Source organism: Flavobacterium sp. (assembly GCF_036405015.1).
Taxonomy (GTDB): Bacteria; Bacteroidota; Bacteroidia; order Flavobacteriales; family Flavobacteriaceae; genus Flavobacterium.
The window spans coordinates 1-24,145 of the sequence record NZ_DASWYK010000219.1 but is presented as its reverse complement, the minus strand read 5'-3'; the positions used below and the strand labels follow the sequence as shown (position 1 = coordinate 24,145).

Sequence of the window (24,145 nt, the reverse complement as noted above, 5' to 3'; positions counted from 1 at the left end):
TATTAATCTAAAATTATTAAAACTTACTGTAAACATGTTATAATATAAAAAAATTAATTACCAAAACTATGGATAAAAAAATTTCCACTGGAGTAAGAATTCATGACATACATCATGGGTTAATTCAAAGTAGAGGAGCAATCGTTGAAACCGAATTTGATTTATTAAAAAGTTTAGGAGCATCAATTCAAATTGCCACAACAATAAAAGATCATGAAATAATTAATGATTTAACACCTTTTTATGCTGCAGCTGGTGAATTAAAGATTGAGAAACCTATGGCAAAGGAAGCCCTTTCTCATCTTGAAGAATTAGGTTTTGTTAGATTGCAATATCACACAGGAAAAAGAGATATAAAAAGAATTGACGTTCTCGTTCCTGAAACACAGAAAATATATCATGATTTTGGAGAATATTTTATTTCGGAGAATAAAAGCAATCTATCTTCTAAAGCTGTTGACATTCTTGAAAAGCTAAGTTCTTTTCCTCACAAAGAAAAAGAAATAATTAGTGATTTAGATATTGATATATCAGAATACGATCAAATTAAAGATGTTTGTAAAAGTGCATCCTTGGTAGATACATATAATTCTCCAACTGATTCGGAAAGTATTTTATATTCTCCTTTATACTGGGATGATAATCCTGATAAGATTTTTGACTTATTAAAAAAACATCAATCAAACGAACTTATATCAGCAATAAGTAAAATAAAAGGTTATCAAGGCTTACCTGATGGAAAATTTGAAAGCGATAAAATTCTTACAGATGCAATTGCATTGGGGTGTTTGCCAACCTTATCTGTCAGCTCAACTTCTGGTCTGAAAAAATTCTTATTTACTCCTAGAACAGGAGTCGGAAAATTAGAAAAAAACCTTCTTCATAAAGCACGTGTTCTAATTTCATGCGTTAGATATGGTGAAAATTTTGCTGGAATAACAAAAATATTCAGTCCTGAAAGGTTAATCAATGCTTTATTAATGAGAGGTTTTTTAAAAGGTCATTCTGAAAGTTTAATGCAATATGAACCAGCACGCAATTTAGGTTTAGTTAAAATTATTCCAACTGGTAATAGATACGAAGTTCATTTTATTGATAATAATGAAAATAAATTAGTTTTTAAAATGGCGTTAGAAATGCTTGCAATTGGTGATACATCTAAATATGATAATTCGGAAGAATTGGCTCGTCAAATTTTAATTCCTGGAAATATACTACATCCCACACAAACAAGAACTCACGTCCTTAAAGAAAATAGTACTGAAAAATCAAGATCAACAGTTAACAGAATAAATGATTTATTAAGAGGAATTGAATAATGGCAAAAAAAATAATAAATAAAGATCTCGATTTGAAATTAATGTGTAAAGAGCTCTTTAAACAAATGGGATTCTGCACTCAATACGAAGTTCAACTTAGAACCAAAAGTTACATTACAAGTTTTAAAACTCATGATGTATCGGATATTGATGTTTATGGTTATAAGTTTAATGCAGATTTATCTTTTTTTTCAATTGGTTCTGAGTGTAAAAGCGGTGAAACAAGTGCGCTAGAAGAATTATTTAAGTTTCTGGGAGTATACGATTTTTACAATCTCGATCGAGGTTATCTAATTAAAAGTAAAATACACCAGAATGCAAGACAAATTGCAATTAAAAATGGAATTAGATGTTTGACAGAATCTGAAATAAGACAACTTTTATTAGGATTTGGTATTGATGTTGAAAAACTTTTAAATATTGAAAATGCAAAGTATTTAAGACTTAATGAGAACCTAAAATATTTTAAATCTTTCAATGAAAAATTAATTGATTATGTAAAACTTGATTTTTGGAACAAAGAAAACTGGAGAAATATTCACAACATAATTCATCTATTATCACATCCCCAATCAACTGATTTTTTTAAGGAAGAGGTCAGAAACATCAGAAACAAACAGGTTTATTATTATGTACTAGAATTATTTTCATATTCTATTCTTAGAAATATTGGAGAATCAATGGTATTAAACTATTCTGACATTAAAAGTTCAATTACAAATTCACTTTATGGTGGTGCCGAATCATTGAATGAAAAACGAAAAATTCATGACTTGGTTAGCCAAGCAACAAATAGCAAAGATAGTTTTGAGCCAGCTTGGCATTATGATTTAGTTCATATTTGTTCCAGATTAGCTGAATCAACAAATGCTGCTTCAAAAATTCCTGAATTACTCCAAAATATAATTGAGAATTCTTTCTATGATAATAAAATTTTAATAAAAGAAGAACAAATCAAAGCTTTTCCGGACTTAACAAGAAAATTCACTCAAGACATTATGCAGTTTCTTATTAAAAATTGTAGTCTTGATAAAACAATATTTGAAGATTTTATGAAATTATAAAAAACTTATTTCAACTACTTTAAAATATTCTAAACTAAAACATAAACCCCTTAGCCATTATTGTCTAAGGGGTTTTCGTTTTTATAAATCTTTCATTTTATTCCACTTCAAAAACAGCCTGAATTTCTACAGAAGAATTTACCGGAATTGACGAAGCTCCGAAAGTTGCTCTAGCGTGTTTTCCTTTTTCTCCAAAAATTTCAACTGTAAGATTTGAAGCCACATTCATTAAATCGGCATGTTTGGTGTAATCGTCTTTGGTATTGAAAATTCCAGTCAACTGTACGCATCTTTTTACTCGGTTTAAATCGCCATCAACCGCTTCATTCAAAACGGAAATTACATTTAGCATTGTCAGTTCAGTTGCCTCTTTTACCTTTTGTTCGTCCACATTCAATCCTAATTTTCCTGGATTGAGAATTTTTCCATCTTTTAAAGCCACTTGATTAATGAATACCAAATTTCCAGTACGCACATAAGGCTGGTAATTTCCAGCTGGTTTTGGCACTTGAGGCAATACAATATTCTTTGATTTTAATATAGCATTAATTGAAGGTTCTTCTTTTACTGTTATTTCTTTTTTAGAAAAAGTTCCTTTTAAAGCCAATGCTACTTTCGCAAAGTTTTTTCCTTGTAATTCTGCTAAAAAACGTTCATCCTTTGTTGGTCTTTCTACATCTTTTAAAGAAGCTAAACTTGTTGTTCCTAAAACGGAATTTCCCTGTGGAATTTTCTTGTCGATTTTTTCATTTCCTCTAATTCCGTTTGATACTAAAACCATTCCATGAACGGCTAAACTATTCCAGAAAGATTGCAATGCTAATTCTTTACCTGCGCCACTTCCTGCCGACATAAAAACTGCAGCAGGTATTCCTTCTAAAGCATGATTCGACCATAAAGTAACCGTTTTAGAAAGAAACTCGCTCATTGCTGTACTGATATTTCCGAAATAAACTGGCGAACCAAATACGATTCCGTCATAAGAAGTTAATTCATCAACAGTTGCAACTGGAATCTCTTTTAGCTTTGGAGTTATTGTTGCTTTTACCTGTTTAATAATTGCTTTTGCGTTTGGATCACTTTCGATTCCTTTGGCAATTTCTTTGGCTAATTCGTAAGTTCCTCCGTTATCAGAATGAATGAGGACTAATATGTTTGCTTTTTTATTTTGTGCTTCCATTGTATTCATTATAAATGCAGTTAAAATGGCTAATAAAAAGAGAGGTAGTTTTTTCATGTTCTTATAAATTTTATTCATTTACAAAATTAACCATGACGTTTTTATTAAATTTGCCAAAAACTACATGCAGAACGCCAATTTAAAATGCGGTTTATCCGAAAAAAAAGAAGGTCAATTTGAAGACAACATACCTACAAACGCTTATGTTTGGTATGATGAAAACTGGCAGCATGACGAATACGTTCATACACACGAACGTTACCAATTGACTTATGTTGAAGAAGGTTATCAATATTTTCATATTGAAGAAAAAACCTATCTCGTTCCGCAAAACCATGTAATCTGGATTCCAACAAAGAAAGAACATCGCATTTCTTCTGAATCAAAAACAGTAAACTTAATAATTGCTTTGTTTAAGAGTGTTCCTAAACAGGATTTTTATCAAAATGTGCATGTTTTTTCAGCGCCTAATGTTTTAAAAGAAATGATTTTGTATGCTCAAAAATGGGATAAATTGTTGACTGAAAACGAAGAACAAACTGCTTTTTTAAATGCGATTTTAACCAGTCTTCCTAACTTTTGTAAAGAAAATAATTCGTTGCAAATTCCAGTTCCTGCCGACAGTCGTTTGATTCCAGTTTGCGATTACATCAACAAAAATTACCAATATGCTTTGGAAATTGATGAATTGGCCAATCTGGCTCAAATGTCGGTTCGAAGTTTACAACGTATTTTTAAACAGAAAACGAATATTACGCTTCAAAAATATTTACAGCTAATTCGAATTCTAAAAAGCATTGAACTTCTGGATAGTAAAGAATATACTTTGAGTCAGATTGCAATTATGGTTGGTTATAAAAGTCTTTCGGCTTTTAGTGCTTCTTATTTTGCAGTTATTCAAGAGAAGCCGAAGTTTAGGAAACATTAAAATCCTCGCTTTCTAGATTCAACTTACATATCTTATCAAGCAACTCCATTTCATCATTTGGCAACAACTGTAAAGCAATTTCAACTAAAATCATTGGTTCTGAAAAAGCTTTTCCAAAATTTTCGTTTTGCAACATCAGAATGCTCGCTTTTAATAAAGAAGAAATCATCATATTTAATTCAGTATAATTTGGCACTTTTAATTCTGCAATAAAACATTCCTTTTCACTTTTTAATGTTTTGAAGAAATTGACTTTATTCATTAATTCCAAAAGTTCATTTATTGACTCTTTTTGATGTGTTTTCATATGTTAAATATTAGACAAAAAACAATGTTATCATATATGATAACCACTTTATGCAAATATATAACAAAATTTGAATTATCATAAAAGATAATTTCAAATGAAAGAAACCATTCAACAAAAAGTTGGAAAAAGAATTCTGGAAATAAGAACAGAAAAAAATATTTCTCAACAAGAATTGGCTACAAAATGCAACTTTGAGAAAAGTAATATGTCTAGATTAGAGAAAGGAAATTCAAATGCTACACTTTCAACTCTTGAAAAAGTTTGTAATGCACTTGAAATAAATTATACCGAATTATTTAATTTTTAGAAGTTCAATCTCTATTATAAAATGATTTATTCTAGCCAATTTGATTTATCAATTTGATACACAAAATTCAATTTTGGTTTTTCTCCAAAATAAGCGACTTCTTCCTCTGCTATTTTTTTGGCTCCTACTCTTGAAATTGCAATTTGCGAACGGATATTTTCCGCACCGATATGAAATCTGACTTTAGATACATACTTAAAAAGATAGTCCAACATTGTCTTTTTTACGCTTTGATTAAAACCTTTTCCCCAACAGGAAACGGCATAAAAAGTATATCCAATAAAAATACAATCTTCTTCTTTATTGAAATCGTAAAATCTTGTACTTCCAACAACTTCTCCAGTTGCTTTTTTTATAATTTTAAAAGCGCCTTTGCTTTGTATGGCACCTTCAAAAAACTTTTCGAAAACTTCTTTTTTCCATCTGTCCTTGTTTGGATGCTGTTCCCAAATTTTAGGATCGGAAGCCACTTTGTATAAAGCATCAAAATCTTTTTCTTCTAAAGGATATAGCATACAAAGATCGTTTTCTAAAATGGGTTGTAAATTTAAAGCCATGATGTTTATTTTTTCAATTCTAAAATTAATCAATATCGATTTGAATTAGAGATTCCATTCGTAGTTTAACCATTCTTTATTTTCGTTTGCTCCCAGTTTTTCATAAAACTTTTTACCAGCTTCATTCCAAGGCGCTACTGTCCACTTAATTTGACCGCAGTTGTTTGCTTTAGCTTCTCCATGTAAAGCATTCATCAATTGTTCACCAATTTTTTGCCCTCTGTAGTTTTCATTCACGTACAATTCCTTTAAATAAATGGCTGGTTTGTTTACAGCAGTATAGGGTAAAAAATAATAAACCAGCATTCCTGCAATTTCTACTCCATCTTCTGCAACGATACAATAAAAATCAGGCGGACTTTTTCTGAATCCGCTTTCTCGGACAATTTCTGGCGTAATAGCAAAAACATCGATATATTTTTCAAATACTGCCAGATCGCGCATTAAAGCCCACAATTTTTCACTGTCTTTTTCTACTGCTTTTCGAATTATTATATTTCCTTCATTCATAAGTAATTGTATTTATAATTCAAAAGTAAAACTATATTGGATTATATTTGTAGTCCAATTTATTCAAAATGAATAGTCCAATTTTTGAAATACTTTTTAGTGATAATCATCCAAATGGAAATTTGGAAAAACCTCTTTATCTGCAATTAGCTGAAATAATTTTGTTTTCAATTAAAGAAGGAAAACTCAAAACAAGTCAGAAACTGCCTTCTTCGAGAGATTTTGCTGTTTTTCTTAGTATTAACCGAATTACCGTTTCTAAAGCTTTTGAAGAATTACAAAATCAGGGCTGGCTAGAAAGTTTTACGGGTCGAGGTACATTTGTTTCTTCTCATATACCTGAAATTAAACCTGAAAAACTTCAAAAACAATCCAATAAAACACAAAAAACGGCAGGTTTTACAATTGAGAAAAAACACTATTTAGAAAACTCATATTTTGTTCCTAAAACTAATCTTCATTTTGATGATGGTTTTCCTGATCCAAAACTAGCGCCATTAAAAGAACTTTACAGAGCCTACCGAAATCAATTAACCCGAAGCGGACTTTATGATAAATTTGGAAGTTATGGCAATCCTGATGGCTCAGATTATTATAAAGAGGCAATTTCAAAACATTTAAACGAAACCCGAGGTTTAAAAACGAATTCGAAAAATATACTGTCCGTTCGAGGAACAGTTATGGGCGTCAATTTGGTATGCAACGCACTTATACAACCTGGAGACATTATTGTTTCTGGTGTTCCGGGATGGCGCCGCGCCGAAAATAATTTTCTTCATTCAAAAGCCAAACACATTGGAATTCCTGTTGATGAACATGGTTTGGTTGTAGATGAATTGAAAAAAATCTGTCAAAAGAATAAGGTAAGAATGGTTTACATTACACCTCATCATCACTATCCCACAACGGTTTCTCTTCGCATTGACCGCCGACTGGAATTATTGCAGCTTGCCAACGAATATGGCTTTATTATTTTTGAAGACGATTACGATTTTGACTTTCATTACACCAATCGTCCTCTGCTTCCGTTAGCCAGTGCTGATGAAAACGGAATGGTGATTTACTGCGGTTCATTTAGCAAAAGTTTTTCGCCAGCTTTTAGAATGGGATATCTGGCTGCTCCCGAAAATGTTATTGAACATCTTACGAATGTTCGAGTACTTTTGGACCGCCAAGGTGATCATATTTTAGATAATGCAATGGGCGAAATTATAAATGACGGAACTGTTCAGCGTTATTTGCGAAAATCCCTAAGCGTTTATCAAGATAAAAGAGATTATTTCTGTGGTTTATTAGAAAGTGAATTAGGTGATGTTGTCAACTTTTCGGTTCCAAATGGCGGTATGACCGTTTGGACAAAATTTGATAAAACGATTAACCTAGAAAAATTGGCTTCAGAAGCTTACAAAAAAGGCTTATATTTCTCTGACGGAAAAGCACATCAATATCCTAATTTTAACGAAAACGGTACAAGGCTTGGTTTTGCTTCTTCTTCTAGAGAAGATTTAGCGAAAGGATTAGAGATATTGAAAAAACTTATTTAAGATCCAAATTAGTATTTTTATCAAATAATTACGACAAATACAAAATGGAAGCATTAGAAGAAATCATAAAACAAGTATCGAATAAAAATAAAAGAAACCTCTTTACATTTTTAACAGGTGCAGGAATTTCTTCAGAAAGCGGTATTCCAACTTATCGTGGAGTTGATGGCATTTGGATAAAAGGAACTCAATTTCATAAACCAGAAGAATTTGGGACTTTTAAATATTTTAAAGAAAATCCCGAAGAAGTTTGGCAATATTCTTTATTTAGAAAAAAAATGTTCGAAAATGCACAACCTAATGTAAGTCATTACGAACTGGTTGAAATTGAAAACATTCTAAAAGACCGATTTCATTTAATTACTCAAAACATTGATAATTTACATAAACGTAGCGGAACTGAGAGAATTTTTGAAATTCATGGAAACAACAGGGAAATAAAATGTTCTAATGGATGTAAAGAAATTATAAATCTTCCAGAAGAAATAAAAGGAAAAGACATTGATGAAGATTTAACCGAAAGAGAAATTGAACTTTTAAAATGTCAGGAATGTGGAAGCTGGATGAGACCTAATATTTTATGGTTTGATGAATATTATAATGAACGAACCCATAAAAAATTCAGTGCCTTGAAGATTGCTAAAAATTCAGGAATATTATTTATTATAGGAACTTCTGGAGCTACAAATCTTCCTATTGCTATTACCGAAACGACTTTAAAATATGGAGGAACGATCGTTGATATCAATACAGAAGACAATCAATTTACGACTTTAATTAAAGATAAAAAGAATAAAATCATCATTCGTCAAACTGCAACAGAAGCTTTAAAATCAATTAAAGAAATAATTAGAAATATACATTTTACCTAACTTATGTATCAACTTATACTATGTGAAAAAGCAACAGGAATTGTATTAGAGCTTGATGGCAAAACAAGATATCATGCGGGTGAAAATAATAAACGTCCGTCCTTTTCTTTTGATAATCTGTTAGAAGCCGAGAATAAAGCTTACGATTTAATAAATGTGAATTCAGATTTAGAAATTGCGATATACGACTGTAATTGGGAGTATATAAAAACAATAACTAAAGAATAAGAGCTTTTAAACATTTACAACACCAATTCCTCAAAAATTGGATCCATTAAGAGCGCTGCGTACAAAGATTCCATTGAATGTTTAGAAGCATGCACCTGCCATTCTAAAGTAAGATGATCCAAAGTGCGACGTTGTCCTAGAAGTTTTGATTTTATTGAATGTTTATTAAATAAATCTTTGCATCGATTATATCCATCATCTGTTCTTTTAAAGGTAATTCGAAGTGTTTTATGTTCATTAATTAAATCGATTTTATCTTGAAGTATAGTAAGCAAAGTAAGAATTAGAAGAATCATTAAAGCCGCGCAGGCCGAAGCAAAATAATACCCAGCTCCCACTCCCATACTTACTGCCGCTACTGACCAAATCGCGGCTGCAGTAGTAATGCCGCTCACATGACTATCTGATCTAAAAATAACTCCCGCACAAAGAAATCCTAAACCTGTTACAATATTAGAAGCTATACGATCTGGATTTCCTGGTCAGCCAATCCATTCAGACATCAAAGTAAAAAAACAAGCTCCAACAGAAATCATTATCGTGGTACGAAGACCCGCTGCTTTTCCTCTATATTCTCTTTCAGCTCCGATAAGAGCTCCCCAGAATGCCGCTAAAAGAAGTCTTATGATGATTTCTAGTTCCATTTTAAGCTTTGTTTTTTTTAAATAAAATTAAGGAAAAAACATAAAAAAAACCTCCAGATTCAAAATTGATTCTGAAGGTTTTCCACTTTATCTAAAACTTATAACTTACTTGTATTCTGCTTCTTTCTTAGCATACCAATCTTTCATTACATAAAAAGCTTTCTTTTTAATTCCCTGATCAGAAATTAAACCTTTACGATTGAAGAAATCCTGAATGTTTGGCAATTGTCTTCTTGGCGATCTAAAGTCAACTAAAATCCAAGGAGAAACTCCTGCTAAGCCTTCAATGCGATTAAACATTTGTGTATTTTGAATGTACAATTCTTCTTGATATTCTTCATTCCAACGTTCTTTTTTATCGCCGTGGAGACCTTGTAACGCTTCACCTCCAAACTCACTGATAATAACTGGTTTGTTGTACGGAATTACCCATTGCATGTCTTTGCAAGATTCGTTTGTTCCTCTGTACCAGCCCAAATATTGATTGAAACTCACAATATCTACAAATTCATTCATGTTGTCATGAAGCGTATTGACATTGTTCGGACTTTTAGTCACTTCCATCGCCATACTAATTAAACGAGAATTGTCTTGCGTACGAGCATATTTTGCCAGTTTGCTTAAGAAAACATCTCTTTCATCACTATGCGGCGTTTCGTTGGCAATGGACCAAATCACGATGCCACATCGGTTTTTATCTCTGTAAATCATGTCGTGCAATTGGCGTTCTGCGTTGGCATACGTATCAGGATTTGTCCACGAAATCGTCCAATAAACAGGAACTTCAGACCAAATCATGATTCCCATTTTTTCGGCTTGTCTTACCATATTTTCGTTGTGTGGATAATGCGCCAAACGAACATAATTACATCCTAAATCTTTCGCCCAATTCAACAATGTAATCGCATCATCTTCAGACCATGCTCTACCAGATCTGAAAGGCGCTTCTTCGTGAATACTGATACCTCGCAAAAAAACTTTTTTTCCGTTTAGCAGAATTTCTTTTCCTTTGGTTTCAATAGTTCTAAAACCAATTTGATCTTTAATATTTTCGTCTGCTTTGCTAATAATTACATCGTATAATTTTGGTTTTTCTGGCGTCCATAAAGTCGGATTGGCTTTGATTTCAAAATACGCCATTCCTTTCGCATCGGTTGTAACATTCTTTTTGATTTTCAATTCTGGAATCGAAACTGAAACCGACTGATTGCCGCTTTCGCTATTTAATTTTATCCAGCCTGAAATCTTCCCTTTTTCTTTTTTATCCAATTGAACCAGATAATCTTCGATATAAGTATTTGGTACCGAAGCCAAGGTTACGTCTCTCGTTATTCCGCCGTAATTCCACCAATCCATGTTTACTGTTGGGACGTTATCTTTATGACGTTTGTTATCGACTTTTACGACTACGAAGTTATTTCCGTCGACTAATAAATCGGTTACATCAAAATTGAAAGGTGTATAACCGCCAACGTGAGTTCCCGCCATTTTTCCGTTTACATAGACTTTCGCATCATAATTGACTGCTCCAAAATGTAGAATTCCTTTGCTTTGAGCGTCTTTTTTATAATTAAAGTCTTTCTGAAACCAAACTGTTCCTTCGTAAAAGAACAATCTTTCATCTTTCGAATTCCAATCAGACGGAATATCCATTGTAGCAGAAGTCGCGAAATTGTATTCGGTTAAATCTGTGGTATTCCATTTTTTATTTTCGAAAAATCCGTTGTTTTTAAAAGGCATCAAACGGTAATCGTAATATCCATTCTCCAGTGGATCTACAATGTAACTCCATTTTCCGTTTAAGGTAATATTGTTTCTTGCTACAATATTAGATACCAATGGAACTTCCTGCGCCGTTGCTTTTCCCATTAAAAGAAAAGTAAAACACAGCATTACAATTTTTTTCATATTGTTTTTATTTTTAATTATATGATTTAATGCGGCAACTCTATTTGGACGCGGATAAAAACGGATTTTTCAATAAAATAAAATTTGTTTTTTTCTGCGCTTTTGCGAAAGCAAATCCGTTTAATCCGCGTTCTATTTACACATGCTGATTTTTAATTTTTAATTCCTAACTTTTAATTCTTTTTATCAAAATAACGTGTCAGTTCGTAAGCGTTATCGTTAATGACTTTCATCTCTTTTAGTAAAGGCTGATATGGTTCGAAATTGCTGTTTACAATTCCTTTGTTTGAATCTCTGTTCGAATAATCTGTGCTTAAATCCTGCGGGTCGTTATCCATATATTTAAACCAATGCCAGCCTACGCTGTTTTTGTTTTTAAGCAAATCCAAAGTGAAATTTTGGTAAAAAAGTCCTCTTTCTTTTTGTGTTCTAACCAACCATCCTGCGCCTGTATTATTCGGCAATCCTGAATCTTCTCCTTTGGTGTACCATTCTGTAATTAAAAACGGTTTTCCTGACCATTCTCCCCAATTGTTCATCAATTCCTGATTTGGTTCCCATTTTCTGTAATGATTGATAGAGATAATATCCATATACTTTCCAGCTACTTTAAAAATCTCAGGATTTGTCAATTCTTGCTCTTTATCCTGATTGAAACGGCATCCTAAGTACATGTGGTTCGGGTCTGCTTTTCTAAGCGCTTCGGTTACTTTTTTCATGTAGGTTTCAAAATAAAAAGCTGTAAAAGCCATTCTATCTTCCTGATTAACCTCGGATAATGATGCATTAAATCCTTTTCTTTCATCCAGCCATGCTTTTGCAGCTAAATATCCCTGCTCATCTTTGGCCAATAAAGTTAAATGTTTATCTAATGCGTCGTTGTACCATGGAAGCTCATTATCAGTAAAATAACCCATCAAATACTTATCATTTTTGTATTGAGAAACCTCTTCTACCGCTTTTTGGACATAAGCGTCAAATTCTTTATCGAAAACCATTACCAAATCGAAACGGTAATTCTGCCAGCTGGCTTCCTTATATTTTCCGCCATATTTTTTAATGTGATCCGAATGATACATTCCCATTGGCGAGATAATTACGGTATAAACCAACGGATTTTCTGCATTTCGAACCAAATTAACATTCGACCACGCTCCTACGCCATTGAATCCGTTATCGCGAAGTAATTTTGATTCTTGTTTAACCCAATTTTCATTGCTCCCATATTTTATATCAAATGCTTTCTGCTGGTTTACAGAACGTCCCGCGTTGAAAACGGCAATTCCTTTATAAATAAACGGATAACCTTCGGGATCAATAATCCACCATCTATTGTCTATTTTTTCAGTTCTAAAAAATCCTGTTGCTTCTTTCTGCCAAACCTTAAAACCTCCAAAATTTGAAATTGGTTCTTGTTTTTTTGTTTTAAATCCAGGAAGTTTATCAATTGTTTTAGCATCATAAGCCACCCATTTTGGATCTAATGCGTTTTGTCTGGCTTCGACTTTCTGGTACGTAATTTTATTCTGTGCATGTAGTGAAATCAGGCTTATAAAACAGAACAATACATAAATGGAATGTTTCATTAAATTCGTTTTTTAATTATTTTATGAGAAATTATGGGACAGAGCAAAACTGTCCCATAATGGAAATAGTGTAATGTGGAGCAAAAAAAAAATTATTTAGACAAATAGATATGATCAATATCGAAAGTGTAATTATTTAAAGCTCTTACGTCTTCTGGATCAACACTTCTTAATACTAAAATGTCTTTGATTTTGGTTAAGTCTAAGGCAGCATTTTGTTTTTTATAATCAGCAATTGGGATTTTAACCATGTTCCAAGCGCCGTCTCTTTTTAATCCGTACAAATTACTTGTGGCATCAAATTCTACATAACCAGTATTTGTTGCATCTTTCATTCTAAATCTGATTTTTCCTGTACTCGTTGTTCTTACTGCCATATTGATATAGGTGTAAGATGAAATATCAGTAAAGTTTACAAACTGTAAAATTGCCATTGCCCATTTTGCTTCTGCTGCTGGAGGTGTAGCTGGAAGAGTGAAGTTTCTGTAAGCTCCTTCATAACCATCTGTTGCTACTTCTTTAATTACAAACTGATTGCTTGAAACCCAGTTTAAAACAGGAGCAGTTTTAGTGAAATCAGGATTTTCAGAGTAAATTTTAAGAGCATCGGTTGGAATAACAATTGGAGGTGTTGGTGGTGCTTCAACCTCAACAGTAAAAGTTTTCTTTTCGACTGTATTATCAGTATGTGTTATTTCAAGAGTTGTGGTAAAAGTTCCTGCTTTAGTATATTTTACTTCGACAACTGGCTCGATAGAAGCACCTGGAGATCCACCTTGGAATGTCCATTTTATAGCACGTACTTTTGTTGACGAATCGGTATAAGTTACTGTTTCTCCTCCTTTTATTGTAGTATTTGTTGATGTCGCTTCAATTGTCCCTTTTTTATAAAGATAAACTTCGCGTACATCATCTTCGCAAGAAAACAAAACGGCAAAAAGTGCGAAAAGCAAATATTTGAATTTGGCTATATGATTTAATTTTATTGTCATGATTTCGGTTTTTTTTGGTTAATTTTTTTTTAGAAAATAGAGCACAGAATATAGAAAAGAGACTTCTTCTGTTCGAAAAGATAGACGAAGAACAAAGGCTAGAGATTTTCCAAATAATCCTAAACCTATTCTCTATGTTCTATATTCTATTTTCTATATTCTTTACTTCAATCCATCTAAAAATCCTTGATAAGCTGGCTTTTTATTATAATCAGCATCTAGGAGCAACGGATATTCTTTGAAATGCCAGAAAGTAGTCAGCCAAGTGTATTTGTCTGTAACTCCCCAAGTTGAAATAGCGAATTTTTGAGTTTGGGGCAATTCTTCGTACATCGATACAATGTATTTATAGGTTTCAGCTTGTTTCTGATTTTCTGTATCGTTAAATACATAAGAGTCTGATTTATTAGTATTCACTTTAATATCTAATTCTGAAAGATGAATTAACAATCCTGTAGAGGCCATGTCGGTAAAACCCGTTTTCATCGTTTGTCTGTTGGTATCAGTCGCATAATGAAACTGATCTCCTAGACCATCAATTGGCACTCCATTCGCTTTAAACCTTGTTACCATTTTTTTGATTGAGGCTCTTTTTCCAGCATCTAAAACCACGCTGTAATCGTTGTAAAATAATTTTGCATCTGGATCTGCTGCTTTTGCGTAACGGAAACATCTTCCATAAAATCCGATTGGGTCTTTAAACAGCGAGTTGATCACAGTTTCGTTTCTCATTGCTCCGCCGTCAGCAAAAACTTCGTTAACAACATCCCAGCTTTTTACTCTTCCTTTGTAACGACCTACGACATCAGTAATGTAAACTTTTACTTTTGACTCGAAAGCAATAGAATCGTACTTAGCATTTTTAAACCATTCTGGAAATGAATCGTACCAAACCAAAGTATGTCCGTGAACTTCCAATTTATTGTCTTGTGCAAAACCAACTAAATAATCGGCTGCCGTATAATTGTAAGCCGTTGAAGAAGTCCAGATACTCGCCATTTTCATTTCGAACTCAGCTGTAATTTGACTGTAATGTTTTAAAACGGCATTTTTATAATTGGCTTCTCCTTGCAGGTCTCTCATTTTAACCGCAGCGCCAATTTTAAATTTTGCTTTTTCTTTTAAGGTCTGCGTAATCGGATTTGGATTACCAGTGTCGCCTTCGTCTGCATTTATAAAAACTACTTTTTCGTCGTTGCTGCAGGATGCAAACATTAAGGCCGTTAATGCTCCTAAAATATATTGTTTTACCATCATTTTTCTTTTTAAAATTCGGAAGTCAGATCAGGATTATTCCAACTTCCGAATGGGTTATTACTAACTTTTAACCTTAACCTTATTTTTATTTTTAACACATAGAATCATAGCTATTAAAAACTGAATAAAGGCGTTTCACTTTTCTATGTGTTAAATCAAACTTTAATAACCAACATTAAATCCAGCGGGTTTTCCCATCAGATCAATTTGCGATTGCGGAATTGGCATGTTAACCATTACTGGAGTCATTTTTAATTGTACTTCGCCAGAAATAGTTCCAGATGGACTTGAGCGGAAATACAAATTCTGTCTTTCTACCAGAAGCCCTAACCTTTTCAATAAAAACCATCTGTTGTTTTCAAAAGCTAATTCTCTTGCCGATTCGTCTAAATAATTGTTTAATGTCCAAGCTGTCAAATCAAAAGTGGTTACGGTACTTTCAGGATTTCCAGTGTAACCTCTTCTTCTTACTTTGTTCAAATAGGCCAATGCTTTTCCATCATTACCTAAATTATGATATGCTTCAGAAGCCAATAAATAGGTTTCTGCCAATCGGTAATACATATAATCTTTGTAGCTGTTTGAAGTCATCGGCAGTTTTTCTGTATCATGATATTTTTTCAAACTCCAATGCCAAGCTCTATAATTCCCGTTTGGTGCCGCAATGGCTGGATTGGTAATAGGCTGTCCGAATTTTGGATTTCCTGGAACATTGATTTTATAATCTTGATAATTATCTGAATAATAATACGTCTTGAATCTCAAATCATTTGCCTGATCGTAAAGCGATTTCAAATAATTGTTTGGATAAAACCAACCTAACGCTTGACCTCCGTAAGCTACATCTTGAATTAGTTCGTTTGCATTCAACTCATACGTTCTATGCGTAAAAACACTGCTCAACCAAGAACCGCCGCCTCCGGCTAAATTATCCTCAGGTCCTAATAAAAAGTCTTTCTGATAGGTAAAAAGTGATTCTTTATGATTTCCGTTTTGTCCCCAAACATCTGCAAGTGCTACTAAACCGTGAGTTCCATCATTGATAATCGCATCAAATTGTGCTGCTGCTCCTGCCCAGTCTTGCTGCCATAAAGCACTTTTTCCACGAATGTGCCTTGCAACGCCTTGTCCATATCTTCCTGGATCTACTTTGAAAGGAAGATTCGCAATAGCATAATCTAAATCTGCATCAATTAATCTGTAAACATCTGCATCACTTGCGACTTTGTATTCCACTGGATCGTTGATATTTTGTGGTGTTGTCGGAATCGTATCAATTAAAATTCCTCCATACATTTGTTTTAAATCCAAATACAATTCGCCTCTAATGACACGAGCTTGAGCAACTAATCTCCTTTTTGCAGCATCGTCCATTTGAATTGATCTTGCTGAAGTAATAATTGCCGAACATCTGTCGATAATTTTGTAGCCTTGAATCCATTTTGAACCTGTAAAAGATTGCGGATTATGACCTGTCCCGTAAGGCGTGTTCCAAGTTCTATGCAATCCTAAATCTGTTGCCACCATAAAAAATACGTTGGCCCACAAATCGCTGTTGTCTCCAGATGGCAAATTATAGAAACGCATCTGATTGTAAAGTGCATTCACTCCAACTTCTAAACCGGCTGGAGAATTGTAGATATAATCTACAGAAACCTGATCTTTTACTGTTTCTTCCAGAAAATCTTCACACGAAGTAAGTCCTAAAGAAAGTCCGAAAATCAAAACAAATAGAAAATTTATATTTTTCATGATCTTGTTATTTTTTATTTTATTGAATTAGAAACCTACTTGTAAACCGATAACACAAGTAACAGGTTCAGGATAATCGCTTATCTCTTTTTCCGGGCTATAAGATTGATAATCGGTCAGTGTAACTAGATTACTTCCCGTAACATATAATCTCATATTGCTTAATCCTAATGGTTTAAGAGTGCTTTCTGGAAATTTGAATCCAAGAGAAACGTTTTGTAAACGTACATACGATGCATCTTGTAATCCTAAAGTGTTAATGTAAGGTGGATCATTTCCGTCTCTTGGTCTTGGCCAATTTCCTCCAGGATTTTCTGGTGTCCAATAATCTTGTTTGATTCCGTTTTTAACTCCTCTTAAAGAACCTCCACGAACATAATCGTATAAAAATAAATTGTCTCTGGTAACACCCTGAACAGTATAAATGTCTGCTGAAAAATCGAATTGTTTGTATTCTAAAGCGATGGAAAAAGTACCGAACCAATCTGGCATTTTAGACGTAATTACTCTGTCTTGATCTGGATTCGGATTCGCTCCGTTTGATGGATCTGCATCCCACAATTTGATATCTCCTGGATATAAAGTAGTTCCTGTCACCAACGGAATATTTTCTCCTTCTTGATAAATTCCAATTGCTTTGTAACGGTAATAAACATCGATTGGTTTTCCGATAAACCATAAGTTTCCGACCGCATCATCTTCTCTTCCGTCTCCATCAGCATCTTTTCCGTAGATACTTACAATACTATTTTTGTTTTTAGTGAAAGTCGCTCCAAGATTCAGTCTAAAATCTTTCGTTTTGATAACATCTCCGTTTAAGGAAACTTCTAGACCTTTGTTGTTTACTTTTCCAATATTCGAAAGTTTCGTTGTATAACCTGTGTTGGCATTCAACGTTTCATAAATCAATAAATCTGAAGTATCTGTATTATAAACCTCAACTGTACCGTTTAATCTGTTTTTGAATAAACCGAAATCGGCTGCCAAGTTTAATTGCGTTGAAGTTTCCCATCTTAAATCTGGATTTGACAATTGATTTCCTGGAACATAACCCGAAACTTTTACACCATTAATAATATAATCTCTTTGTGTAGCAGTTGCCATACTTTGATACGGATCTTTCGGCTGATTTCCAACCTTACCATAACTCGCTCTTAATTTTAAATTGCTTAAAACAGGAACGTGTTCTTTCATGAATTCTTCGTTAGAAACATTCCACGCTGCGTTTACCGCTGGAAAAAATCCCCATTTATTATTCGCTCCAAAAACTGAAGATCCGTCGGCTCTTCCTGAAACTGTAACATAATATTTATTATCAAAATCATATTCTAATTTTCCTGCAAAAGAAATCAGCGATCTTTCATTTCCTCCAATTAAAGGCGTATTTAAGAAGGCACTTTCTAAACCATAAATTCCTAAAATATCACTTGGAATTCTACTTGCTGAGTTTATGAAATCATTGTATTCTGATGAAGTAATCTCGTAAACTCCAGTTACATTAAAGTGATTTTTTTCAGCTAAATTCAGGTTGTAATGCAAAATATTACTCAATTGATATTCTACATTATCTTTATACTGGATATATCCACTTCCCTGGCCTGAATTGGCAATTCCAGAAAGTGATTTTGAAGTATTAAAACTCATTGCTTTGAAATTCCAAGATCTTCGGCTGGCATTCAATTTATAAGTAAAACCTTTGGCAAGATTGATATCCAGAAAAACATTCATAATATCATTTCGGTTCAACTCGTTGGTATTGGTTTCGTAAACATCAATCAGCGGATTTGGGGTTTCTTGAATTCCTCCAGGTAAATAACGGAAAGAACCATCTGGATTATAAACTTGTCCTAACGGAGAAGTATTTATCGCATTATTTAAAATATTCCCCACATTCGGACGATCTGATTCAGAAAACTGAAGCGAAACATTCATTCCGATTTTCAGCCAATCGGTAACTCTTTGATCTACATTTACTCTCATCGCTACTTTTTCATAATCTGAATTCGGAACAACTCCAGAAGTATTGATGTAGTTGATGCTCGAAAAAATACTTGTTTTATCTGTTCCAGACGAAATACTCAAACTATGGTTATTGGTTACACCAGTTCTTAAAACCAGTTTTTCCCAGTCGATATATTTTCCAGATTGAACAGATTCTAATTCTAACGGAGTAAAAACTTGATCGTCTGGTCTGTAAACTCCTCCATTACTTGTTCTGTAGGCTTCTCTTTTTAGCTGAGCAAATTCTTCTCCGCTGTAAACATCAAAATTTCTGTTGATGGTTTGAATTCCAGAAAAACCATTATAAGAGATTTTGGCTTTTCCTGTTTTTCCTCTTTTAGTTGTAATTAAGATAACACCATTAGAAGCTCTTGCTCCATAAATAGACTGTGCGGCAGCATCTTTTAAGATTTCTAAAGAAGCAATATCGTTCGCATTAATGTCATTAATATTCCCGATTACAATTCCGTCTGCGATTACGATTGGCTCGTTGCTTCCGTTAATCGATTTTTTTCCTCTAATTTGAATCGAAGACGAACTTCCTGGACCACCATCAGCCAAACTTACTTGAACTCCGGCCGCTTTACCACGAAGCATTTCTCCCACATCTGAAGTTGCCACTTTTGTCATGTCGCCTGGTTTTACCGAAGCCACAGAACTGATTACGTCACTTTTCTTTTTAGTTCCGTAACCTACAACGATGATTTCGTCTAAGGCTTGCGAACTTTCTTTAAGTACAACTTTTAGATTTTTCTTGTTTTCCGTTTCAACCGAAACTTCATCCATTCCGATAAAAGAAAAAACTAGGGTGCTTTTTGCTGGGACATTGATTGTAAAGTTTCCGTCAAAATCGGTTTGAGTGCTTTTTGAAGTTCCTTTGGCGTGTACATTTACACCCGGCAAAGGAATTCCTGCATTATCGACTACTTTTCCGGTAATCGAACTTTCTTGTGCACTCGCTGTGGTTGAGAGGAGACACATCAGAAATAATAAAACTAGTTTTAGATAATTTCCTCCAAGAAAAAACATCTTTACAGGTTTGTTTTTTTTCATAAGTATTTTGTTTGGTTAGTTAGATAGAAATCAGTCATGATTTATGTTGCAAATGTGATTATTAAATGACGTTTTGAGGGGAGAAAAACATTCGCATTTAGGGGCACGAATGTGCTTATTTGCGAATTTTACCTCTTCTAAAGCCTTAAAAAACGGAATTCGTAATAAAAAACTTAAAAAATTATCAGACATTTAAAATTTTACAACAATCATCAAGAAGCAAGAAAAACAATAATTTTTAGAATTGGAATAATGACGTCGTATTTCATTATTTTTTTTCTTCAGAATTACTTTTTGTGGGTATTTTCAGGAATAAAAAAAGCGCAAAAATCAAAAAGATTTTTGCGCTTTTTTCAGAAATTCTGTCTATCAGAATTACTTATTTTACAGGCAAATGATAGGTAGGCTTCTCAGCTAAGTTTTTATTCAAAATGAAACCTTTCTCAATATGCGCTCTGTCATAAACATCAAGCCAATTTTCACTATTATGTTGCTCTTTTTTTAAAGTATCATTTATTATAATCCAATCATTGTATTTCAATTAGCAATAATTTTAGAAGTTAGATCTGGGCGCTCATAAATATTAACCTTACCTCTTGAAGACACAAAACGAATTGGGTCGTAATTCTTCCAATGCTTGTATTTTTCTTTCTAAAAGAGTTCTTTTTTATAGGTTAAAAATTAATCACATGATGATTCAGGCAAGCATTTTACTTTTTCTTTTTTTAGATCGATTTGAATAATTTTTTCATTCACCAAATCAAGTTTATATGCTTTTAAAACCTTTTCGTATTGTCCGGCAGCATTTATTTTATCAATTACAACAGCACAACAAAAATGCCCTTTATCAGTTTCACATATAGTACTAAAAACTAAATTGTTCCCTATTAAAGTTGGGTATTCACTTGTATCAGTTGCTTTTTCGACATCGATTACATCAACGCATTTCCAATTGTAATTTTTCTCTTTTTTTAAGAGTCCCATCGAAAGAATACCATTTGCTTTAATTAACCCATCAAGAAAATCACTGATTTTTATTACATCTTGATCATAATCTTCTGGCCTAAACAAAACTTCTTCTACTGTAATACCTTTTGTTGTCACTATAGTTGAATCTATTAAATAATCTTCTTGCGTCTTATCAAATATGTATTTTCCAAAACCATAATTAACTCTTGCGCCACCAGAACTAATAACACTACCCTTATATATTTGGCCGATTTCAAATCTTTTATTTTTAGAATAGCTTTCTTTTTTATCATCTAAAATTTTATCTACTCTTGTATTTTGTTTTGTTAACACATTCTCGTTTTTTTGATTACAAGATAGTATAGTAAAAACTAGGAGGACAATACAGTTCTTCATTTCATCAATTATTTTTTACTAAAGTAGTAAATTATTATTTTTGATTTTCTGGATTAGGATTCATATTAATATTTTTTAATTCAGTTATTACATCAAGTGGATCTATAGCAGCGCCTTGGCTTGCACTTGATTTTCTAACTTCAAAATGCAAATGACACTGTTTCGGCAATAAGCTACTTGCAGTACTTCCAGTTTTACCTGTCTGACCAATAATTTTACCTGCCTGAACCTTTTCTCCTATTTCTATAAAAACTTTGCTCAAATGAGCATAAAAGAAATAATATAACTTTCCGCTATAATATCCCATTATAGTAACAGTATTACCATAAGTTGTAGATGGGGAGGGGCCAACTTTTACTCGAACTCCATCAACACAAGCAAATACTGGTGTCTCAACAGCGGCATACAAATCAAGTCCGTCATGTTTCCCAGCAGTTCTTGTAGGAATTACACCATGCTTACTGGCTTCTGGCCTCCATGTATTATACCAGCCTCTCAACTCCATTTTATCAAGCGGATTATGCCATATATTCCTAGTATATTTCCCATTATTATAATTCTCGTAATATGCATCGAGTAGCTCTTTAAGTTGTATACCGTTCTTTGTTGTATCTACATCTAAACTTGCATTCTTATTATATGCTCTAGTACCTAATTCATACATTGTATCATCTAATTTCTTTCCAACAAATGCAGGAGCAAAAACAGCTAAATATATATCTTCTGGTTTTGTAGGCAAGGTAGCGACAGTCTTCATATATTTTTTAACTTTTTCTAATTGCTCTAATTGGGTCATATTTGCATATTTAAGTTTTAAAGTGTGAAGTTCATCAAATCCGCCTCCTTTATAATCTCCCATATCTGTAAGTGCTTTTTGAGTAAATTGAATCAGTCCCACTGCTAATGAAGATCGGTTACCTTTTTCATCATAGGAATTAAATGAGTCTTTGGTTAATTGTTCTTTTGGAATTAGTTTTTTACCTTCTATTCGATGAGGAGCAAAAGTATCACCCGTCTCCCTATTCATTACCGCCATCAATCCATTTGCCATTTCCAAAGTATTATTAGGCCAAAGTTCTTTACAAATTTTAACTACTTTAACTCTAAACTCTTTACTCACCTTAGCTCCCCAAACTAATTGTGGATCATTTTCATCAAATTTATTACTTGCTTTCCCTTCCCCCACAATCATCACCAAAACCTTATTCTTATGATCCAAATGTTGTGTAGAATAACCTTCAACACCTGCATAATATTCTATTTTTGTTCCAATTTTAAGTTTTTTATCCATGTTCTTTAAAAGGAAACTTGTTGTGGCGACTCCTTCCGATTCTACTCTTGCTTTACCAATAAAAGATGGACTTTTTTCTCTTTTATGAGCTTTTAATTCAATTTCATCACCTACCATATTTTGGGTTTTGGCTACTATTGTTACAGTAGCACCATTTTTGCCAAATGGAACCTCATCTTCTTTCCCTACTCTTACGCCACCATAAGTAAAATAAATATCAACTATTTTTTTCTCTGTTGTTACAGACAAAGTGGTATCAGCTTCATAATTAGCTGGGGATTTAAATGGATAAGGCTTACTATTCTGGATTCCCAATAGCTTGAATCCGATTTTGGCATTTTTCCTATTTTGGACCCCAATTGCATTTTGAAAACTGGCATCAAACTTTATTTTGTTAAAAATTTCACCTTTCGCATTGGTTTTAATATCAATGTAATGGTTCGTTTTGACATTGTCCAAATAAAAATAAGCTCTAACTTTTTGATTTTCATAGCGAGGAATAAGTGCCTTTATGTAATTGTTTTCTCCTGAAAAACCAGAAGATGTTTTTTTGCTTCCGCCTCTCCATGTCCAATAAGCTTCCGTTATTTCCGGCTGTTTTACTTCTATTTTAAAAGTAGCTCCTGATTGAACACCTTTTTGACGATTACTAAATGCTTCGACTGTATAATATCCTTGCTTTTGAGGAATTGGCATGCTAAACTCCTTCCATTTGTGGAGGTATGATTTTTTAGGATCTCTTCCCTCTGTTATCAGATCATTTTGAGAAACTAAATAAGGTTTATTGTTAGAATCATAAATCATCCATCTCACATCTTCTTTTTCTTCATCAGTAGCAGGATTTATTTTGAAAGTTTTGGCTTCTAAAGTTATTTTTTGATTTGGAATGCCTGATAAAAATACGCTGGTTGTTTCTCCATCAGCTAAACCAATGCTTTTTACTTCATTTTTAATTACTGAAGTTTTATACTCTTTAAACAATCCGTACTGATCCTTACTTACTACTTTAATCTTGTAAGTCCCTAAATCTGGCATAGCCAATTTTATAATTCCTGATGCATCTAATTCTCGCTCCTCTGTAATTACATTTGTTTTACCTGTAATTGCGGTTTCGATTTGATAGTAAAGTTTTAGAGGATTTAATGTTTTTACAGTCGTATTTTTTAGAGATACTTTAAACATTTTTTCTTCTGTAAAAGGTCTTACGAATTCTCCTTTAGCGCCTGAAGGAGCTGAAATTTGAATTTCTTGTGCAATTATATTTACTTTTACAAATCCAGATTCATTTGCTTTTGCTTTTTTATTTGCTCCAGCCTTTTCTCCATATGCCTCAATTATATAAGCTCCTGGTTTATCAAAATTATAACTAAATGATGTTCCTTCATTTATAAACTCAGTTCCTAGTTTTTTTCCGTCTTTATAAACAACCCAATTGATATCTTCTTTCCTTTTAGAGTTTTGGTTAAGTAGGCTCTCA

The 24,145-nt window shown here is 33.1% G+C and carries 20 protein-coding genes and 1 pseudogene; 7 read left to right on the top strand and 14 right to left on the bottom strand.

All coding sequences use genetic code 11. The features are described 5' to 3' along the window. The first annotated feature begins 68 nt into the window (after positions 1–68). Both VGE71_RS18925 and VGE71_RS18920 read left to right on the top strand, forming a co-directional pair. Positions 69–1,319: a hypothetical protein gene (locus VGE71_RS18925; protein WP_331139697.1), complete on the top strand. Its 1,251-nt coding sequence runs from the start codon at positions 69–71 to the stop codon at positions 1,317–1,319. Continuing rightward, entirely contained in the window at positions 1,319–2,383 is a 1,065-nt protein-coding gene (locus tag VGE71_RS18920) for a hypothetical protein (RefSeq protein ID WP_331139696.1), read from the top strand. Before VGE71_RS18925 ends, VGE71_RS18920 begins: the two co-directional genes overlap by 1 nt. 97 nt (positions 2,384–2,480) lie before the next feature. Here the strand turns inward: VGE71_RS18920 and VGE71_RS18915 are convergent, their stop codons facing one another. Next, positions 2,481–3,620: an Atu1372/SO_1960 family protein gene (locus tag VGE71_RS18915; protein WP_331139695.1), complete on the bottom strand. Its 1,140-nt coding sequence runs from the start codon at positions 3,618–3,620 to the stop codon at positions 2,481–2,483. Between the two features lie 67 nt (positions 3,621–3,687). Here VGE71_RS18915 and VGE71_RS18910 point away from each other — a divergent pair, with 67 nt between their 5' ends. Further along, positions 3,688–4,491 (top strand): AraC family transcriptional regulator, encoded by an 804-nt coding sequence (locus tag VGE71_RS18910; RefSeq protein ID WP_331139694.1) that lies wholly within the window; start codon positions 3,688–3,690, stop codon positions 4,489–4,491. Here VGE71_RS18910 and VGE71_RS18905 read toward each other — a convergent pair. Beyond that, entirely contained in the window at positions 4,478–4,798 is a 321-nt protein-coding gene (locus VGE71_RS18905) for a hypothetical protein (RefSeq protein WP_144217973.1), read from the bottom strand. The genes VGE71_RS18910 and VGE71_RS18905 overlap by 14 nt on opposite strands. Before the next feature lie 97 nt (positions 4,799–4,895). Here VGE71_RS18905 and VGE71_RS18900 point away from each other — a divergent pair, with 97 nt between their 5' ends. Then, positions 4,896–5,108 (top strand): helix-turn-helix domain-containing protein, encoded by a 213-nt coding sequence (locus VGE71_RS18900; RefSeq protein WP_144217971.1) that lies wholly within the window; start codon positions 4,896–4,898, stop codon positions 5,106–5,108. A 26-nt stretch (positions 5,109–5,134) separates the two neighbouring features. Here the strand turns inward: VGE71_RS18900 and VGE71_RS18895 are convergent, their stop codons facing one another. Together VGE71_RS18895 and VGE71_RS18890 are read right to left on the bottom strand one after the other, a co-directional pair. Beyond that, positions 5,135–5,665: a GNAT family N-acetyltransferase gene (locus VGE71_RS18895; protein ID WP_331139693.1), complete on the bottom strand. Its 531-nt coding sequence runs from the start codon at positions 5,663–5,665 to the stop codon at positions 5,135–5,137. A gap of 45 nt (positions 5,666–5,710) precedes the next feature. Then, entirely contained in the window at positions 5,711–6,175 is a 465-nt protein-coding gene (locus VGE71_RS18890; protein ID WP_331139692.1) for a GNAT family N-acetyltransferase, read from the bottom strand. A gap of 68 nt (positions 6,176–6,243) precedes the next feature. On the opposite strand from VGE71_RS18890, the gene VGE71_RS18885 reads away from it, so the two are divergent. Genes VGE71_RS18885 through VGE71_RS18875 form a run of 3 tightly spaced genes read left to right on the top strand, consistent with a single transcriptional unit; the run spans position 6,244 to position 8,819 of the window. Continuing rightward, on the top strand, positions 6,244–7,719 hold the full coding sequence (locus tag VGE71_RS18885; protein ID WP_331139691.1) for a PLP-dependent aminotransferase family protein: 1,476 nt from the start codon (positions 6,244–6,246) through the stop codon (positions 7,717–7,719). A gap of 44 nt (positions 7,720–7,763) precedes the next feature. Further along, positions 7,764–8,591, top strand: a complete 828-nt coding sequence (locus VGE71_RS18880; RefSeq protein WP_331139690.1) for an SIR2 family NAD-dependent protein deacylase — start codon at positions 7,764–7,766, stop codon at positions 8,589–8,591. 3 nt (positions 8,592–8,594) lie between these two features. Beyond that, positions 8,595–8,819, top strand: coding sequence for a hypothetical protein (locus tag VGE71_RS18875; protein ID WP_331139689.1), 225 nt, complete (start codon positions 8,595–8,597; stop codon positions 8,817–8,819). A gap of 14 nt (positions 8,820–8,833) precedes the next feature. Here the strand turns inward: VGE71_RS18875 and VGE71_RS18870 are convergent. The 10 genes and pseudogenes from VGE71_RS18870 to VGE71_RS18825 form a co-directional block, all read right to left on the bottom strand. After that, positions 8,834–9,463 (bottom strand): annotated as a pseudogene (locus VGE71_RS18870) (MgtC/SapB family protein). Between the two features lie 105 nt (positions 9,464–9,568). Then, entirely contained in the window at positions 9,569–11,371 is a 1,803-nt protein-coding gene (locus VGE71_RS18865; RefSeq protein ID WP_331139688.1) for a glycoside hydrolase family 2 protein, read from the bottom strand. Between the two features lie 173 nt (positions 11,372–11,544). Continuing rightward, positions 11,545–12,957: a hypothetical protein gene (locus VGE71_RS18860; protein WP_331139687.1), complete on the bottom strand. Its 1,413-nt coding sequence runs from the start codon at positions 12,955–12,957 to the stop codon at positions 11,545–11,547. A gap of 92 nt (positions 12,958–13,049) precedes the next feature. After that, positions 13,050–13,949: a PKD domain-containing protein gene (locus tag VGE71_RS18855; protein ID WP_331139686.1), complete on the bottom strand. Its 900-nt coding sequence runs from the start codon at positions 13,947–13,949 to the stop codon at positions 13,050–13,052. Positions 13,950–14,111: 162 nt separating this feature from the next. After that, entirely contained in the window at positions 14,112–15,203 is a 1,092-nt protein-coding gene (locus VGE71_RS18850) for an endo-1,4-beta-xylanase (protein ID WP_331139685.1), read from the bottom strand. A gap of 165 nt (positions 15,204–15,368) precedes the next feature. After that, positions 15,369–16,958: a RagB/SusD family nutrient uptake outer membrane protein gene (locus VGE71_RS18845; protein ID WP_331139684.1), complete on the bottom strand. Its 1,590-nt coding sequence runs from the start codon at positions 16,956–16,958 to the stop codon at positions 15,369–15,371. Positions 16,959–16,985: 27 nt separating this feature from the next. Next, on the bottom strand, positions 16,986–20,012 hold the full coding sequence (locus VGE71_RS18840) for a TonB-dependent receptor (RefSeq protein ID WP_331139683.1): 3,027 nt from the start codon (positions 20,010–20,012) through the stop codon (positions 16,986–16,988). Between the two features lie 379 nt (positions 20,013–20,391). Next, positions 20,392–20,553, bottom strand: a complete 162-nt coding sequence (locus VGE71_RS18835) for a hypothetical protein (protein ID WP_331139682.1) — start codon at positions 20,551–20,553, stop codon at positions 20,392–20,394. Positions 20,554–20,693: 140 nt separating this feature from the next. After that, positions 20,694–21,314 (bottom strand): hypothetical protein, encoded by a 621-nt coding sequence (locus VGE71_RS18830; RefSeq protein ID WP_331139681.1) that lies wholly within the window; start codon positions 21,312–21,314, stop codon positions 20,694–20,696. A 97-nt stretch (positions 21,315–21,411) separates the two neighbouring features. Then, on the bottom strand, positions 21,412–24,145 hold a 2,734-nt coding region (locus VGE71_RS18825; RefSeq protein ID WP_331139680.1), incomplete at its 5' end, for a M23 family metallopeptidase.

Bases quoted from the DNA above. Each gene is read 5' to 3' on its own strand.
- VGE71_RS18925 (WP_331139697.1), top strand. From the start codon at position 69: ATGGATAAAAAAATTTCCACTGGAGTAAGAATTCATGACATACATCAT.
- VGE71_RS18920 (WP_331139696.1), top strand. From the start codon at position 1,319: ATGGCAAAAAAAATAATAAATAAAGATCTCGATTTGAAATTAATGTGT.
- VGE71_RS18915 (WP_331139695.1), bottom strand. From the start codon at position 3,620: ATGAAAAAACTACCTCTCTTTTTATTAGCCATTTTAACTGCATTTATA.
- VGE71_RS18910 (WP_331139694.1), top strand. From the start codon at position 3,688: ATGCAGAACGCCAATTTAAAATGCGGTTTATCCGAAAAAAAAGAAGGT.
- VGE71_RS18905 (WP_144217973.1), bottom strand. From the start codon at position 4,798: ATGAAAACACATCAAAAAGAGTCAATAAATGAACTTTTGGAATTAATG.
- VGE71_RS18900 (WP_144217971.1), top strand. From the start codon at position 4,896: ATGAAAGAAACCATTCAACAAAAAGTTGGAAAAAGAATTCTGGAAATA.
- VGE71_RS18895 (WP_331139693.1), bottom strand. From the start codon at position 5,665: ATGGCTTTAAATTTACAACCCATTTTAGAAAACGATCTTTGTATGCTA.
- VGE71_RS18890 (WP_331139692.1), bottom strand. From the start codon at position 6,175: ATGAATGAAGGAAATATAATAATTCGAAAAGCAGTAGAAAAAGACAGT.
- VGE71_RS18885 (WP_331139691.1), top strand. From the start codon at position 6,244: ATGAATAGTCCAATTTTTGAAATACTTTTTAGTGATAATCATCCAAAT.
- VGE71_RS18880 (WP_331139690.1), top strand. From the start codon at position 7,764: ATGGAAGCATTAGAAGAAATCATAAAACAAGTATCGAATAAAAATAAA.
- VGE71_RS18875 (WP_331139689.1), top strand. From the start codon at position 8,595: ATGTATCAACTTATACTATGTGAAAAAGCAACAGGAATTGTATTAGAG.
- VGE71_RS18865 (WP_331139688.1), bottom strand. From the start codon at position 11,371: ATGAAAAAAATTGTAATGCTGTGTTTTACTTTTCTTTTAATGGGAAAA.
- VGE71_RS18860 (WP_331139687.1), bottom strand. From the start codon at position 12,957: ATGAAACATTCCATTTATGTATTGTTCTGTTTTATAAGCCTGATTTCA.
- VGE71_RS18855 (WP_331139686.1), bottom strand. From the start codon at position 13,949: ATGACAATAAAATTAAATCATATAGCCAAATTCAAATATTTGCTTTTC.
- VGE71_RS18850 (WP_331139685.1), bottom strand. From the start codon at position 15,203: ATGGTAAAACAATATATTTTAGGAGCATTAACGGCCTTAATGTTTGCA.
- VGE71_RS18845 (WP_331139684.1), bottom strand. From the start codon at position 16,958: ATGAAAAATATAAATTTTCTATTTGTTTTGATTTTCGGACTTTCTTTA.
- VGE71_RS18840 (WP_331139683.1), bottom strand. From the start codon at position 20,012: ATGAAAAAAAACAAACCTGTAAAGATGTTTTTTCTTGGAGGAAATTAT.